Source organism: Helicobacter pylori (assembly GCF_011175115.1).
Taxonomy (GTDB): Bacteria; Campylobacterota; Campylobacteria; order Campylobacterales; family Helicobacteraceae; genus Helicobacter; species Helicobacter pylori_DF.
The window spans coordinates 25,634-40,406 of record NZ_SHOW01000010.1 but is presented as its reverse complement, the minus strand read 5'-3'; the positions used below and the strand labels follow the sequence as shown (position 1 = coordinate 40,406).

The window sequence follows — 14,773 nt, the reverse complement described above, 5'->3', positions numbered from 1 at the left end:
ATGATTGCAATTCTTGCTTATTTTTGATTTGCTTGTTTTTGATTTCTTGCGTGTTAAGTTTTATTTTTTGTGAAATGCATATAAGGGAGTGGTTATTTTAATTTTTTAACGCCCTGTATTTCTAGAGTTTTAAACGCTCAAGGATTTGGGTTTTAATTTCTTTCGGATCTAATTGAACAAGTTGTTGGTATTCAAAATTGCGTGCTTGAAAATCAATGCAATGCAATAATTCAAAAATAATAGAATCGTTTTCATAGGGGGCAACTAGGTGCATGCCTGAATAATGGAATTGAGTGCAAGAAAGCGCAATAAATACGCTGTAGGGTTTTAATAGGGGATTTTCATTATGTGGATTGAGTTTGATAATACTTCCAAAAGCAATTGGTTTTATACTTTTGTTTTCATCAGATTGGCTTTGTAAAATAACTTGTTCTAACTTGTTCTAAAAAATAATTGATGAGTAAAGCTCTATGCGCCGATGTGGGTCTAGGGATAGATACCTTTTGTAATGCTAATGCAAGACTTCTTCCCATCGTATTGTTCTTTAAAACTTGCGCTTTTGGGCTAGAGTGAAAGAGTTTGAAGAAGAAAAAAAAGATCTAACAATGAGTAATATTTATTCTGTATTAAAATGGGTCAATGTAGTTTTTATGCGAAGGGCATTTTTTACCTTGTTTATTTTTTGTTGTTTGCGGGAACGCTAAGAAAAAGTCCTTGCTTTCATATTAAAGCCCTATTTTACTGAACTTATTGGATAAAACCTGCTTAAGTTAAATTGATCCCATTCTGTTATAAAATATAAAAAATCAAATCTTAAAGGAAAATCATGCAAGAAAATCAAACCATTCCTTTTAAATGCCCCAAGTGTCAAGCACCAATTAATGTGAGTGAAGTGCTATACAAACAGATTGAGCGAGAAAATCAAAATAAGTTTTTAGCCCAGCAAAAAGAATTTGAAAAAGAGATGAATGAAAAAAGAGTGCAGTATCACACTCATCTTAAAATGTTAGAGCAAAAAGAAGAGGCTCTAAAAGAGCGAGAGAAAGAGCAACAGGCTCAATTTGATGAGGCGGTCAAACAAGCGAGCGCACTAGCCTTGCAAGATGAAAGGGCTAAGATCATTGAAGAAGCCAGAAAAAACGCTTTTTTAGAGCAGCAAAAGGGCTTGGAATTGTTGCAAAAAGAATTAGACGAGAAGTCCAAACAAGTTCAGGAATTGCACCAGAAAGAAGCGGAAATTGAAAGGCTCAAAAGAGAAAATAACGAAGCAGAGAGCCGATTGAAAGCGGAGAATGAAAAAAAATTGAATGAGAAATTGGATCTGGAAAGGGAAAAAATAGAAAAAGCCTTGCATGAAAAAAACGAATTGAAATTCAAGCAGCAAGAAGAGCAATTAGAAATGTTAAGAAACGAGTTGAAAAACGCTCAAAGAAAGGCGGAGTTAAGCTCGCAGCAATTCCAAGGCGAGGTGCAGGAATTGGCGATTGAAGAGTTTTTGAAGCAAAAATTCCCCTTAGATAGTGTTGAAGAGATTAAAAAAGGGCAAAGAGGGGGCGATTGCATTCAAGTGGTGCATACTAGGGAATTTCAAAATTGCGGGAAAATTTATTATGAGAGCAAACGCACTAAAGAATTTCAAAAAGCTTGGGTGGAAAAGCTTAAAAGCGACATGCGAGAGATTGGGGCTGATGTGGGGGTCATTGTGAGTGAAGTGCTGCCTAAAGAGATGGAGAGAATGGGGTTATTTGAAGGGGTGTGGGTGTGTTCGTTTGAAGAGTTTAAGGGGTTGAGTGCAGTGCTAAGAGAGGGGGTTATTCAAGTGAGTTTGGCTAAAAAGAGTCAGGAAAATAAGGGCGATAAAGTGGATTTGCTCTATCGTTATTTGACAAGCTCTGAATTTTCTATGCAAGTGAATGCGATTATAGAGGGGTTTGAACAATTGAGAGCGGATTTAGAAAGCGAAAAACGCGCGATGGCTAGGATTTGGAAAAGCAGGGAAAAACAAATTGACAAAGTGTTTGAGGGCACGATTAACATGTATGGCTCTATCAAGGGCATTGCGGGTAATGCGATAGGGCAAGTGAAAGCGTTAGAGCTTGGGTATGATGGGGAAGATTTAGAAGATTAGTTTTTATGGTGCGCTTTTGAGATAATATTATATTAGGAGAAAATATGGGCAATAAAGATCATAGTAAAGGTTCAAGTTGGCATAAATGGGATTTGCATGTGCATACGCCATATACATATTCAAATAAGGAGTATCAATGTTGTGAAGAGGAGTTTATACAAAAACTATGCGATAGCCAAATTGATTGTATTGGATTAACGAACTATTTTAAGTTTAATGAGAAAGAATTTGATTTAAAAGAAAAAATAGAAAAGAAAGACATCAAGGTTTTTATAATTTAGAAGTTAGGTTGGATTATAAGAACAATAGAAATGAGTTTTTAGATTTTCACATTATTTTTTCAGATAAGGTTACACAACAAGAAATAGACAATTTTTTAAGGAATGCAGATGCCAATGTTGGTGGAACTGAGAAAAAACTTGCAGATTTAGAAAAAGATGATTTTGATAAAGCGGTAGTTAATTTTGATCAATTGTTGGAATGTTTAGAAAAAGAGTCTTTAAAATTGAGAGGAAAGTATTTATTAGGGTTTTTATCAAGGGGGCATGGCAATTCTCGCAGTAGCAGTATTTATGAAAAAATAGCTAAAAAAGCGCATTTTTTAATCCACTCATCAAATAAGCAAGAAAACCTTAAAGAGGATAGAGAATATTGGCTTAAATATAACAAACCTCTCATACAGAGCAGCGATGCCCATAAAGAGGAGCAAATAGGGAACAAATACACTTAGATAAAGGCTGAAAAAACCTTTGAGGGGTTAAAACAAATTATTTATGAGCCAGAAACAAGAGTGAGTATTAACGAAAATAAACCTCAAGATCCTTTGTATAAGATAAATAGTGTAGGAGCACTTTATTGCAATTGATAGCTTCAGCAATTAAAGAGGAAAGTTTTGTGAAAGGCTTAAAGCATGAAACTATTCAAGAATGTATAAAGATACAGTCAGACATAGACATAGTGGATAGCGTAGAGTATTTAGCTCAAAATGAGGTAGAAGAATTTGCAACTAATGTTTCAAAATTCACAGAGGCTATTTTTAACAGAATAGATAGCAAGTTAAGTGGAAAACTTAAGGAGTTAGAAAAGCAAATTACAAAAGGCATTGAAAAGTTTGATGATCAAATCGCACATTGGCAAGAAAAGACCAAACTAGAAGAACAACTAAAAGAGAGCGAAAAAATAAGAAAGAAATACCAAAGTATTGTAGATGCTTATACCGATAAAGACTATTTGGATAAAAGAGATAAATTGCAAGCAAAACGCAAAGTGCTCATTGATTTAAAACAATCCAAAGAGGGGTTTTTGACTTTTATTAAAGAATTAAAACGAGTTGTGAATTTTGAATCAAAAGAAAACATGGAAGAAAAGAATAGCTATGATAAGGTCTATAACCAGCTCAAACAAGATATTTGCAAGAAACTTGAAGAGATAGATGCAGATATAAAAAACGGGCGTTTCAAAAGCGATGAAGAGAATATAGAAAAGCTAGAATCAGAACATCAGACATTACTCCAAGAGATTGGGGAATTTCTTAAAGAAAAAGGCGTGAGCGATGAAGATATAGGAGATGTTAGAAACGCTAATTACCATTTGGCAAACATAAAAATGAATATTAATGATTTAAAGCATAAAATAGAAGAGACTGCTAACAAAATAGAGGGTTTTTCTTATGGAGATATTGATAAAAATATTGAAGAATTTAAAGATCAAATCAATGAGGAATTAAGCAAAATCAATTCGGCTTTTGAAGAAATTTCAAAAAATCACAAAGAAGTGAAACCAATTACCATAAAATATCGTTTGAATGAAGATATTTTTGAAGAGGTTTTTGAGGATTTTGATAAGTTGGTGGATAAGGGTTTTAATACCCAAAGACACCAATCAAAAATCAAGGAATATTTAAAAGAAATTGAATTAAAAAATGTTACAGGTATGCAACACGCAGAATTTATAGAAGAGCTTTATAGCTCAATTGACAATAAAAAAGCGGCATTTTATGAGATCTTGAAGGATATATTGGATAGAGAAATTCATTTTCAAATCTATCGGCTTCTCATTCTCAAACATTTAAGGAATGTTGAAAAATATAAAATTTTTGAAGTCCGTTATGACAAAAGAGCTTTAAATGAAACTTCCTTTGGGCAAAGATGCACTGCTGTATTGGTTGTCCTTTTATCTTTAGGGAATAACCCTATCATCATTGATGAGCCAGAAGCGCACTTGGATAGCGCTTTAATCGCTAAATACTTGGTTACTCTAATCAAAGAGCGGAAACAAGAAAGACAAATTATTTTTGCCACCCATAACGCTAATTTTGTTTTGAACGCTGATGCAGAGCTAATTATTCAGTTAAAAAATGAGCATAATAAGATAGTCGCGCGGTCTTTTATGATTGAGAGTGATGAATATAAAGATGATTTATTGAAGTTAGAGGGAGGCGAAAAAGCTTTTAAGGATCGTGAAAGAAAGTATGGTATTACAAAAGATAAAAATTAAGGGTTGGTAACATGCACATCGTATTTATGGGAACACCGGGGTTTGCTGAAGTGATCTTAAGGGCGTTGGTTGAAAATAAAGATAAAAAGATAGAAGTGGTGGGGCTATTCACTCAAAGGGACAAACCTTTTGGGCGCAAAAAAGAATTGAAAGCCCCAGAGACTAAAACATACATTTTAGAAAATCATTTAAATATCCCCATTTTCCAGCCGCAAAGTTTGAAAGAGCCTGAAGTTCAAATTTTAAAAGATTTAAAGCCTGATTTTATCGTGGTGGTGGCTTATGGTAAGATTTTGCCTAAAGAGGTTTTAGCCATCGCTCCTTGCATCAATGCGCATGCCTCGTTATTACCCAAATACAGGGGGGCTTCGCCCATTCATGAGATGATACTCAATGACGATAAGATTTATGGCATAAGTACCATGCTTATGGATTTGGAATTGGATAGCGGGGATGTTTTAGAAAGCGCTTCTTTTTTGAGAGAAGGTTATTTGGATTTAGACGCTTTAAGTTTAAAATTAGCGCATATGGGAGCGGATTTACTTCTTTCAACGCTCAAAAATTTTCATTCCATCACAAGAAAGCCTCAAGATCATATGCAAGCTACTTTTTGTAAAAAAATCACCAAAGCCGATGGTTTAGTGGGTTTTAAAGACGCTAAAAGCTTGTTTTTAAAATCACTTGCGTTTAAATCTTGGCCAGAAATCTTTTTGGAAAATAACCTCAAACTTTTAGAAGTGGAGTTGGTGGAGAATGAAAAGAGCCACAAGGAAGGCGAGATTTTAGAAATTGATGAAAGAGGCGTTCTTGTAGGTTGTTTGAAAGGCAGCGTGCGTATAGCACAGTTGCAAGCGGTGGGTAAAAAGCCTTTGAAAGCGAAGGATTATTTGAATGGCAAGCGTTTGAAAGTAGGCGGTATTTTGGCATGAGAAAATGTGAAAAAAGGGTTTTTGATAGTTTGCCTTCCACGCAAACCTATCTTTTAGAAAAACTTAAAAGCAATGAACTCAAAGCCCCTGTTTTAGTCTTGGCTAAAAACCAAAGCGCTGGGATAGGCAGTAGGGGGAATGTTTGGGAGAGCGCAAAAAGTGCTTTGACTTTTTCGCTCGCTTTAAACGCAAGCGATTTGCCTAAAGATTTGCCCATGCAAGCGAGCGCTTTGTATTTGGGGTTTTTATTCAAAGAGGTTTTAAAAGAATTAGGCTCTCAAACCTGGCTTAAATGGCCTAACGACTTGTATTTAGGGGGTCAAAAAATAGGGGGCGTGCTGGTTAATATTTATAAGGGCATGCGGGTGTGTGGGATTGGCGTGAATAGGGTTTCAACAAAATGGGCATGTTTAGATATTGGCACGAGCGATGATTGGATTATAGAGAGCTTTTTAAAAAAAATAGAAGAAAATCTGTTTTGGGGGGAAGTTTTAAGTAAGTATGCGTTAGAATTCCATAAAAACAACTCTTTTAGCTTCCATAATGATTGCGGCGAAGCGGTGAGTTTGAAAGATGCGGAATTGTTAGAAGACGGCCGCATTTTGATTAAAGATAAGATATATAGTAGGATATGAGTATGATGAATGAAATCATTGCAGTGGCCAATCAAAAAGGAGGTGTGGGCAAAACGACAACGGCGGTCAATTTGGCGGCTTCTTTAGCGGCGCATGAAAAAAAAATCTTGTTGATTGATTTTGACCCCCAGGCTAACGCCACTTCAAGCTTGGGTTTTAGGCGCGATAAAATTGATTATGATATTTATCATGTGTTGATTGGCCGTAAGCAAATTTCTCAAGTGATCTTAAAAACCCAAATGCCTTTTTTGGATTTAGTGCCTTCTAATTTGGGTTTAGCCGGGTTTGAAAAAACCTTTTATGATAGCCAAGATGAGAATAAACGAGGCGAGCTCATGCTCAAAAACGCTTTAGGGAGCGTGGTAAAGCTTTATGATTATATTATTATTGATTCCCCACCGGCTCTAGGGCCTCTCACGATCAATTCGCTTTCAGCCGCCCATTCGGTGATCATTCCTATCCAATGCGAATTTTTCGCCCTTGAAGGCACTAAATTGTTGCTTAACACCATTAGAATGTTGCAAAAAAGCACGAACCCTAAGCTCAAAATCAGAGGTTTTTTACCCACTATGCATGTCCCTCAACTCAATTTGACAAAAGGGGTTTTAGCGGAATTGTTCAAGTATTTTGACTCAGAGTTTTTTAGAGATTCAGCTACAGGAGAGTATATTATGATCCCTAAAAGCGTGAAACTAGCGGAATCGCCTAGTTTTGGTAAGCCCATCTTGCTCTATGATATTAAATCTAATGGCAGTATCGCTTATCAAAAATTAGCTCAAAGCATTCTTCAAGGGTAGCATATGGCAAAAAATAAAGTGTTGGGTAGGGGTTTAGCGGATATTTTCCCTGAAATCAATGAAGTGTATGAGCAGGGGCTGTATGAAAGAGCGAATCGGGTTGTGGAGCTTGGTATTGATGAGGTGATGCCTAATCCTTACCAGCCCAGAAAGGTCTTTAGCGAAGATTCTTTAGAAGAATTAGCACAATCCATTAAAGAACATGGTTTGTTGCAGCCGGTTTTAGTGGTGAGTGAGAACGGGCGTTACCATTTGATCGCTGGTGAAAGGCGCTTAAGAGCGAGCAAATTGGCTAAAATGCCCACGATTAAAGCGATTGTTGTGGATATTGAGCAAGAAAAAATGCGTGAAGTGGCGTTGATTGAAAATATCCAACGAGAAGATTTAAACCCTTTGGAATTAGCTAGATCGTATAAAGAGTTGCTTGAAAGCTATCAAATGACTCAAGAAGAGCTGTCTAAAATCGTTAAAAAATCCAGAGCTCATGTGGCCAATATCATGCGTTTATTGACGCTCTCTTCTAAGGTTCAAAACGCTCTTTTAGAAGAAAAAATCACTTCAGGGCATGCGAAAGTCTTGGTGGGCTTGGAGGAAGAAAAACAAGAATTGATTTTAAATTCCATTATAGGGCAGAAACTCAGCGTGCGTCAGACAGAAGATTTAGCGCGTGATTTTAAAACAAACGCAAATTTTGAAAATAAAAAACATGGTTTCAAGCAAACCCAAACGCTCATCGCTGAAGATGAATTAGAGCGCTTTAATCAAAATTTGTGGGATCATTACAAGCTTAAAGCCACTTTGAAAGGGAATAAAATCGTTTTACGATGTTATGAAAATTCTCTTTTAGAGGCTTTTATGAAAAAAATGATGTCTTAACGCTTAGATATTCTCAAATTTTAAGCGATTTTTTGTTAAGATAGAGTTAATGTTTTTATAACAAAGTTTCAAATATTTTATAGGATTTTAGGAAAGAAATAGGTTATGAATATATCGGTTAACCCCTATTTGATGGCGGTCATTTTTGTGGTGTTTATGTTATTGTTGTGGGCGATGAATGTTTGGGTGTATAGGCCTTTGTTGGCTTTTATGGATAACAGACAGGCAGAGATAAAGGACAGCTTGGCTAAAATCAAAACGGATAACACCCAAAGCGTGGAGATTGGCCATCAAATTGAGACTCTTCTTAAGGAAGCCGCTGAAAAACGCAGAGAAATAATAGCAGAAGCGATTCAAAAAGCTACAGAGTCCTATGACGCTGTGATCAAGCAAAAAGAGAACGAACTCAATCAAGAGTTTGAAGCGTTTGCAAAGCAATTACAAAATGAAAAGCAAGCGCTAAAAGAGCAGTTGCAAGCGCAAATGCCGGTATTTGAAGACGAGTTAAACAAGCGTGTGGCTATGGGTTTAGGGAGTTGATAGATGGTGTTAGTTAAAATGGTGTTAGGGTTTTTGATCCTTTTAAGCCCTTTGTGTGCTACTGGATTGGATATTTCACAAACAGATATTATAGAGCGTTCTTTAAATTTCCTTTTATTTGCGGGGATTTTGTGGTATTTTCTGGCTAAAAAACTGCGTTCATTTTTACGCTCCAAAAGCCTTGAAATCTCCAAACGCTTAGAAGAAATTCAAGCCCAACTTAAAGTGAGTAAAGAAAATAAGAAGAAACTCCTTAAAGAATTAGAGCAAGCCAAAGAAAAAGCTGAATTGATTATTTCTGATGCGAATAAAGAAGCTTACACGATCACGCAAAAATACGAATTGCAAACCAAAATGGATGTGGAAAATTTGATCAAAAATTCTAAGGCGTTGATGGATTTAGAAGTTAAAAAGATCAAAAGAGAGCTGGTTGAAAGCGTTTTTAAAGATCTAAGAGAGAGCAAAAAAGTCTCTTTCAACGCGCAAGATTGCGTGAATATTTTGAAACAAAGGCTTTAAATGCAAGATTTAAAAGTGATCTCTAAGCATTATGCTAAGGCGTTGAAAAACCACACTAAAGGCGATTTAGCGTTATTGGAAGAAATTGTTGTGGGGCTTAAAAATGTAGCAGAAGCCATAAAATTACACAAACTCAACCAGGTGTTAGCTCATGTTTCTTTAAAAGTTAAAAAAGAGGTTGTGTTTGAAATCTTAGAAAAAATAACTTCCACAAAAGCATGTTCAGTTTTAAAGCCTGTAATGGAAGTGGTGTTAAAAAATAACCGGCTTGATATGTTGGAATTGATCGCTGAAGAGCTGTCCTTTGATTCTAAAAAGACTTTAGAAGCCACACTTTTAGTCCCAGAAAAGCTTGAAAATAGTGAACTAGAAGCCGTGCAACAAAAATTGCAAGCGCGTTTTAACGCCTCTGTAGAAATCGCTCAAGACACTTGGTCTAAAAAAGGGGTTTCTTTGAGCGTTTCAAGCCTGGATTTAGAAATAGGCTTTTCTAAAGAAGATATTTTAAAGAAAATAGAAAAACAGGTTATTCAATCTATTTAATCAATCTAAGGAGATAAAGATAATGTCCCAACTAAAATTGGAAGAAATCAGCTCGGTTATTGAAGAAAAAATCAAGAATTTTGAACTTGATTGCGATATGGCTGAAGTAGGAAAAGTCGTTTCATACGCGGATGGTGTGGCTAAGGTTTATGGCTTAAATGGTGTGATGTCGTATGAAGTGCTGGAGTTTGAAACAGGGGATAAAGGCGTTGCGGCTAACTTAGAAGAAGATAGCGTTGGCGTGATTGTGTTTGGTTTTGGCAACAATATTAAAGAGGGGACTAGCGTTAAACGCACGAAGAGTTTGATGAAAGTTCCTGTTGGCGATGCGGTTGTAGGGCGCGTGTTGAACGCTTTGGGTGAGCCTATTGATGGCAAGGGTGAGATAGAAACGAATGAGTTCAGTCTCATCGAGCAAAAAGCCCCGGGCATTATGGACAGAAAATCTGTGCATGAACCTTTGCAAACAGGCATTAAGGCCATTGATGCGTTGGTGCCTATTGGGCGTGGGCAAAGGGAATTGATCATTGGGGATAAACAAACCGGTAAAACCACTGTAGCGATCGATGCGATCATCAACCAAAAAGGGCAAAATGTGATCTGTATCTATGTGGCTATTGGCCAAAAAGAATCCACCGTTGCGCAAGTGGTCCGCAAATTAGAAGAATACGGAGCGATGGAATACAGCGTCGTGATCAACGCTTCGGCTTCAGATTCAGCTGCGATGCAATATTTAGCCCCTTATTCAGGTGTGGCTATGGGGGAATACTTTAGAGATCATGCCCGCCATGCCCTAATCATTTATGATGATTTGAGTAAGCATGCTGTCGCTTACAGAGAAATTTCTTTGATTTTGAGAAGACCCCCAGGTAGGGAGGCTTTTCCTGGAGATGTGTTTTATATCCACTCACGGCTTTTAGAAAGAGCGGCTAAACTTTGCGATGAAAAAGGTGCAGGCTCTTTGACCGCACTCCCTATTGTGGAAACTCAAGCGGGCGATGTTTCAGCCTATATCCCTACGAATATCATTTCTATTACAGACGGGCAAATTTTCTTAGAAACGGATTTGTTTTATTCAGGGATTCGCCCGGCTATCAATGTGGGCTTATCGGTTTCAAGGGTTGGAGGGGCCGCTCAAATCAAAGCGACCAAGCAGGTTTCAGGGACTTTGCGCCTGGATTTAGCGCAATACAGAGAATTGCAAGCCTTCACGCAGTTCGCTTCTGATTTAGATGAAGCGAGTAAAAAGCAATTAGAAAGGGGGCAACGCATGGTGGAAGTGCTGAAACAAGCCCCTTATTCGCCCTTACCGATTGAAAAGCAAGTGGTCATTATTTACGCTGGGGCTAAGGGCTTTTTAGACAGCGTGAGCGTGAAAAAAGTCGTGGATTTTGAAGAACAACTGCACCCTTTCTTGGAAGCAAAATACCCCCAAGTTTTAGAAGAAGTCCACACTAAAAAAGTGCTAGATAAGGATTTAGAAGCCATGCTAAAAAAAGTTTTAGAGGAATTTAAGCTCACTTATAGCGAGTAGGAGACGGCTAGAATATGGCGAATTTAAGAGACATTAGAAAGAAAATTGGAAGCGTTAAAAACACGCAAAAAATCACGCATGCGATGAAACTCGTTTCCACTTCCAAGCTAAGAAAAGCCGAAGAAGTTGCAAGAAATTCCAGAGCGTATGCGCTGAAGCTAGACGCCGTGTTTGATGATGTGCTATCCAAAATGAAAAATCAAGGGATTGAAGACATTCAAAGCAAGTATTTTAGGGAACTAGAAAGACTTGAAATCAAAAAAGTGGATATTATTTTCATCACAGCCGATAAGGGGCTTTGTGGGGGCTTTAACACCAATACCATTAAAAAAGTTTTAGCATGCACGAATGAATACAAAGAAAAAGACATTAAAGTGCGTTTGCGCGGTATTGGTAAAAAGGGTAATGAGTATTTTAGCTTTAACGGGATAGAGGTTTTAGACAAGATCAATAATTTGAGTTCTATGCCTAATTATGAACGCGCGCAGGAATTCATGAAAAAAGTGGTAGAGGATTATTTGAGTGGGAAAACCGATAAGGTGATCATCATTCATAATGGCTTTAAAAACATGATCACTCAAGAAATAAGAGTCAAAACAATTTTGCCTATTGGGTATAAAATCATCCACCAAAACCCCCAGCCTAGTGAGACGCAAGAGACTATTACTAGTGAGCCAAGCGGGAGTGAAGATGAAATTTTAGACTCTTTAGCAGAAAAATATGTGGAGTATAGTTTATACTACGCTTTGATTGATTCTTTAGCTGCAGAGCATAGCGCTAGAATGCAGGCTATGGATACAGCGACGAATAACGCTAAAGACTTGGTTAAGACTTTAACCATTTCTTATAATAAAGCCAGACAAGAGGCGATTACGACCGAGCTAGTAGAAATCAATGCAGGCGTAGAAGCCCTAAAATAAAAATTATATTAAAATAAGGAGCGATGAAAGCGATGGAAGGTAAAATCATTCAGGTTTTAGGCCCTGTGGTAGATGTGGAATTTGAATCCTATCTGCCGGCGATTTTTGAAGCGTTAGACATTAATTTTGAAGTCAATGGCACTCAAAAATCTTTAGTTTTAGAGGTGGCAGCCCATTTGGGCGGTAATCGGGTGCGAGCGATTGCTATGGATATGACAGAAGGCTTAGTGCGTAACCAAGTGATCAAAGCTCGCGGCAAAATGATTGAAGTGCCTGTGGGTGAAGAAGTGTTAGGGCGTATTTTTAATGTTGTGGGCGAGAGCATTGACAATTTAGAACCTCTTAAGCCGTCCTTAACTTGGCCCATTCACAGAAAAGCCCCTAGTTTTGAGCAGCAAAGCACTAAAACAGAAATGTTTGAAACCGGTATTAAAGTCATTGACTTGCTCGCACCTTATTCTAAGGGCGGTAAAGTAGGCTTGTTTGGCGGGGCTGGCGTGGGGAAAACGGTGATCATTATGGAGCTTATCCACAATGTGGCTTATAAGCATAACGGGTATTCGGTGTTTGCAGGTGTGGGGGAGCGCACCAGAGAAGGGAACGATCTGTATTTTGAGATGAAAGAAGGGGGCGTTTTAGACAAAGTCGCACTGTGCTATGGGCAAATGAATGAGCCACCAGGCGCAAGGAACCGCATCGCATTCACCGGCTTGACGATGGCGGAGTATTTTCGTGATGAAAAGGGATTAGACGTGTTGATGTTCATTGATAACATCTTTAGATACGCTCAAAGCGGTGCGGAAATGAGCGCGCTATTAGGCCGTATCCCTTCAGCGGTGGGGTATCAGCCCACGCTAGCTGGGGAAATGGGGAAACTTCAAGAGCGTATCGCTTCCACTAAAAATGGCTCTATCACTTCCGTTCAAGCGGTGTATGTGCCGGCCGATGACTTGACTGACCCAGCCCCTGCTTCGGTGTTTGCACATTTGGATGCGACTACGGTATTGAACAGAAAGATCGCTGAAAAAGGGATTTATCCTGCAGTTGATCCTTTGGATTCCACTTCAAGGATTTTAAGCCCTCAAATGATTGGCGAGAAACACTATGAAATCGCTACCGGTATCCAGCAAGTTTTGCAAAAATACAAGGATTTGCAAGACATTATTGCGATTTTGGGCTTAGACGAATTGAGCGAAGAAGATAAAAAGATCGTTGAGAGGGCCAGAAAAATTGAGAAGTTTTTATCCCAGCCGTTTTTTGTGGCTGAAGTGTTTACGGGAAGTCCCGGTAAATATGTGACTCTCCAAGAGACTTTAGAGGGCTTTGGAGGGATTTTAGAGGGCAAATACGACCATATCCCTGAAAACGCATTTTACATGGTGGGCAGCATTCAAGAGGTCTTAGAAAAAGCTAAAAACATGAAAAATTCCTAAGGGTTTTGTGATGGCTTTGTTGAAAATTAGTGTGGTGGTTCCTGAGGGGGAAGTTTATACAGGAGAGGTTAAAAGCGTTGTGTTGCCAGGAGTTGAAGGGGAATTTGGGGTGCTTTATGGGCATAGCAACTTGATCACCTTGCTTCAAGCGGGAGTGGTTGAGATTGAAACTGAAAACCAAAAAGAACACATTGCTATCAATTGGGGCTATGCGGAAGTTACTAATGAACGGGTGGATATTTTAGCCGATGGAGCGGTCTTTATTAAAAAAGGATCGGATGACAGAGACGATGCTATCTCTAGGGCTAAAAAGCTTTTAGAAGACGCGAGCTCTGACAGGTTAGCGGTTTCTAGCGTGCTCGCTAAGATTGAGTCTCTTTAAGGGGATAATCATGTTGGATTCAATCGTTTATTTTTTCAATAAGAGCGGGTTTGTTACCACGCTCGTTTTAGTTTGGATTTCACTCTATTTGGTGATGACTTTATGGGTGTTTTTGTATAAAAGCATTGTGTTAAAGATTGAACTCAGGCGCGAGATGCAGTCTTTGTCTAACATTCTTAATGGGGCGCAAGACGCTCCAGAGCATTTTATGTTTAATAAAAAAAGAAATGATGAAACCAAAAGGTATTCTAATGAATTGCTGCAGGCTTGGAAACATCAAGTTCTTAAGCAAAGCACGACGGGTTTAGTGGTATTGAGCATCATCTCTTCTACAGCCCCCTTTATTGGTTTGTTTGGGACGGTGGTTGAAATTTTAGAAGCGTTTAACAATTTGGGCGCGTTAGGTCAGGCTTCTTTTGGGGTGATCGCGCCCATTATTTCTAAGGCTCTTATCGCCACCGCTGCAGGTATTTTAGCAGCCATTCCAGCCTATTCTTTTTACTTGATTTTAAAACGCAAGGTGTATGATTTATCGGTTTATGTGCAGATGCAAGTGGATATTTTGTCTTCTAAAAAATAAAGCTTTAAGGGGATTTTATAAATATCTTAAATAGGGAGTTAGAAGGTTTTTATGAATTACGATAACTATTGGGATGAAGACAAGCCAGAACTCAATATCACGCCTTTAGTGGATGTGATGCTTGTTTTATTGGCTATTCTTATGGTAACGACACCCACTCTTACTTATAAAGAAGAAATTGCTTTGCCTTCTGGCTCAAAAACTGCTAGAGCCACTCAAGATAAAATGATAGAGATCCGCATGGATAAAGACGCAAAAATCTATATAGATAGTCAAACCTATGAATACAACTCCTTCCCGGATACTTTCAACTTGCTTTCTAAGAAATACGATAAAGATACTAGGGTTAGTATCCGCGCGGACAAACGATTAACTTATGACAAAGTGATTTATTTGTTAAAAACGATTAAAGAAGCGGGTTTTTTAAAAGTTTCTTTAATCACAAGTCCTTAAAAAGTAGA

The 14,773-nt window shown here is 38.0% G+C and carries 14 protein-coding genes and 2 pseudogenes; 15 read left to right on the top strand and 1 reads right to left on the bottom strand.

Annotation, left to right across the window (positions count from 1 at the left end):
- Nucleotides 1-121: 121 nt before the first annotated feature.
- Nucleotides 122-533, bottom strand: a pseudogene (locus EXS92_RS08050) (hypothetical protein).
- A gap of 293 nt (nt 534-826) precedes the next feature.
- Between EXS92_RS08050 and EXS92_RS07650 the strand changes: the two are divergent.
- The 15 genes and pseudogenes from EXS92_RS07650 (at nt 827) to EXS92_RS07575 (ending at nt 14,765) form a co-directional block, all read left to right on the top strand.
- On the top strand, nt 827-2,128 hold the full coding sequence (locus EXS92_RS07650) for a DUF2130 domain-containing protein (RefSeq protein WP_165516063.1): 1,302 nt from the start codon (nt 827-829) through the stop codon (nt 2,126-2,128).
- A gap of 44 nt (nt 2,129-2,172) precedes the next feature.
- A pseudogene (locus EXS92_RS07640) lies at nt 2,173-4,624 on the top strand (PHP-associated domain-containing protein).
- A gap of 11 nt (nt 4,625-4,635) precedes the next feature.
- Nucleotides 4,636-5,553: a methionyl-tRNA formyltransferase gene (gene fmt, locus EXS92_RS07635; RefSeq protein ID WP_165516061.1), complete on the top strand. Its 918-nt coding sequence runs from the start codon at nt 4,636-4,638 to the stop codon at nt 5,551-5,553.
- Nucleotides 5,550-6,188: a biotin--[acetyl-CoA-carboxylase] ligase gene (locus tag EXS92_RS07630; RefSeq protein WP_165516060.1), complete on the top strand. Its 639-nt coding sequence runs from the start codon at nt 5,550-5,552 to the stop codon at nt 6,186-6,188. Before fmt ends, EXS92_RS07630 begins: the two co-directional genes overlap by 4 nt.
- A 5-nt stretch (nt 6,189-6,193) precedes the next feature.
- Entirely contained in the window at nt 6,194-6,985 is a 792-nt protein-coding gene (gene soj / locus EXS92_RS07625; protein ID WP_001881793.1) for a chromosome partitioning ATPase Soj, read from the top strand.
- 3 nt (nt 6,986-6,988) lie between these two features.
- Complete coding sequence (locus tag EXS92_RS07620; RefSeq protein ID WP_165516059.1) at nt 6,989-7,861, top strand: ParB/RepB/Spo0J family partition protein; 873 nt, start codon at nt 6,989-6,991, stop codon at nt 7,859-7,861.
- A 105-nt stretch (nt 7,862-7,966) separates the two neighbouring features.
- Nucleotides 7,967-8,401 carry a FoF1 ATP synthase subunit B' gene (locus EXS92_RS07615; RefSeq protein WP_165516058.1) on the top strand — a complete coding sequence of 145 codons (435 nt, stop codon included), beginning with the start codon at nt 7,967-7,969 and terminating at the stop codon, nt 8,399-8,401.
- 3 nt (nt 8,402-8,404) lie between these two features.
- Nucleotides 8,405-8,920 carry a F0F1 ATP synthase subunit B gene (locus tag EXS92_RS07610; RefSeq protein ID WP_000244690.1) on the top strand — a complete coding sequence of 172 codons (516 nt, stop codon included), beginning with the start codon at nt 8,405-8,407 and terminating at the stop codon, nt 8,918-8,920.
- Nucleotides 8,921-9,463, top strand: coding sequence for a F0F1 ATP synthase subunit delta (locus tag EXS92_RS07605; RefSeq protein WP_001153256.1), 543 nt, complete (start codon nt 8,921-8,923; stop codon nt 9,461-9,463).
- 22 nt (nt 9,464-9,485) lie between these two features.
- Nucleotides 9,486-10,997: a F0F1 ATP synthase subunit alpha gene (gene atpA, locus EXS92_RS07600; protein ID WP_041049635.1), complete on the top strand. Its 1,512-nt coding sequence runs from the start codon at nt 9,486-9,488 to the stop codon at nt 10,995-10,997.
- Nucleotides 10,998-11,011: 14 nt separating this feature from the next.
- The gene (gene atpG / locus EXS92_RS07595; RefSeq protein WP_000002184.1) at nt 11,012-11,917 is read left to right on the top strand and encodes an ATP synthase F1 subunit gamma; all 906 of its coding nucleotides are present in this window, start codon (nt 11,012-11,014) and stop codon (nt 11,915-11,917) included.
- Nucleotides 11,918-11,949: 32 nt separating this feature from the next.
- Nucleotides 11,950-13,350 (top strand): F0F1 ATP synthase subunit beta, encoded by a 1,401-nt coding sequence (gene atpD / locus EXS92_RS07590; RefSeq protein ID WP_165516065.1) that lies wholly within the window; start codon nt 11,950-11,952, stop codon nt 13,348-13,350.
- Between the two features lie 10 nt (nt 13,351-13,360).
- Complete coding sequence (atpC, locus tag EXS92_RS07585; RefSeq protein WP_001196316.1) at nt 13,361-13,732, top strand: ATP synthase F1 subunit epsilon; 372 nt, start codon at nt 13,361-13,363, stop codon at nt 13,730-13,732.
- Between the two features lie 10 nt (nt 13,733-13,742).
- Entirely contained in the window at nt 13,743-14,312 is a 570-nt protein-coding gene (locus EXS92_RS07580; RefSeq protein ID WP_000887326.1) for a MotA/TolQ/ExbB proton channel family protein, read from the top strand.
- 51 nt (nt 14,313-14,363) lie between these two features.
- Nucleotides 14,364-14,765 (top strand): ExbD/TolR family protein, encoded by a 402-nt coding sequence (locus tag EXS92_RS07575; protein ID WP_001105106.1) that lies wholly within the window; start codon nt 14,364-14,366, stop codon nt 14,763-14,765.
- The last annotated feature ends 8 nt before the right edge of the window (nt 14,766-14,773 follow it).

Excerpts from the sequence above, each read along its gene's own strand:
- EXS92_RS07650 (WP_165516063.1), top strand. The coding sequence starts at position 827 with ATGCAAGAAAATCAAACCATTCCTTTTAAATGCCCCAAGTGTCAAGCA.
- fmt (WP_165516061.1), top strand. The coding sequence starts at position 4,636 with ATGCACATCGTATTTATGGGAACACCGGGGTTTGCTGAAGTGATCTTA.
- EXS92_RS07630 (WP_165516060.1), top strand. The coding sequence starts at position 5,550 with ATGAGAAAATGTGAAAAAAGGGTTTTTGATAGTTTGCCTTCCACGCAA.
- soj (WP_001881793.1), top strand. The coding sequence starts at position 6,194 with ATGAATGAAATCATTGCAGTGGCCAATCAAAAAGGAGGTGTGGGCAAA.
- EXS92_RS07620 (WP_165516059.1), top strand. The coding sequence starts at position 6,989 with ATGGCAAAAAATAAAGTGTTGGGTAGGGGTTTAGCGGATATTTTCCCT.
- EXS92_RS07615 (WP_165516058.1), top strand. The coding sequence starts at position 7,967 with ATGAATATATCGGTTAACCCCTATTTGATGGCGGTCATTTTTGTGGTG.
- EXS92_RS07610 (WP_000244690.1), top strand. The coding sequence starts at position 8,405 with ATGGTGTTAGTTAAAATGGTGTTAGGGTTTTTGATCCTTTTAAGCCCT.
- EXS92_RS07605 (WP_001153256.1), top strand. The coding sequence starts at position 8,921 with ATGCAAGATTTAAAAGTGATCTCTAAGCATTATGCTAAGGCGTTGAAA.
- atpA (WP_041049635.1), top strand. The coding sequence starts at position 9,486 with ATGTCCCAACTAAAATTGGAAGAAATCAGCTCGGTTATTGAAGAAAAA.
- atpG (WP_000002184.1), top strand. The coding sequence starts at position 11,012 with ATGGCGAATTTAAGAGACATTAGAAAGAAAATTGGAAGCGTTAAAAAC.
- atpD (WP_165516065.1), top strand. The coding sequence starts at position 11,950 with ATGGAAGGTAAAATCATTCAGGTTTTAGGCCCTGTGGTAGATGTGGAA.
- atpC (WP_001196316.1), top strand. The coding sequence starts at position 13,361 with ATGGCTTTGTTGAAAATTAGTGTGGTGGTTCCTGAGGGGGAAGTTTAT.
- EXS92_RS07580 (WP_000887326.1), top strand. The coding sequence starts at position 13,743 with ATGTTGGATTCAATCGTTTATTTTTTCAATAAGAGCGGGTTTGTTACC.
- EXS92_RS07575 (WP_001105106.1), top strand. The coding sequence starts at position 14,364 with ATGAATTACGATAACTATTGGGATGAAGACAAGCCAGAACTCAATATC.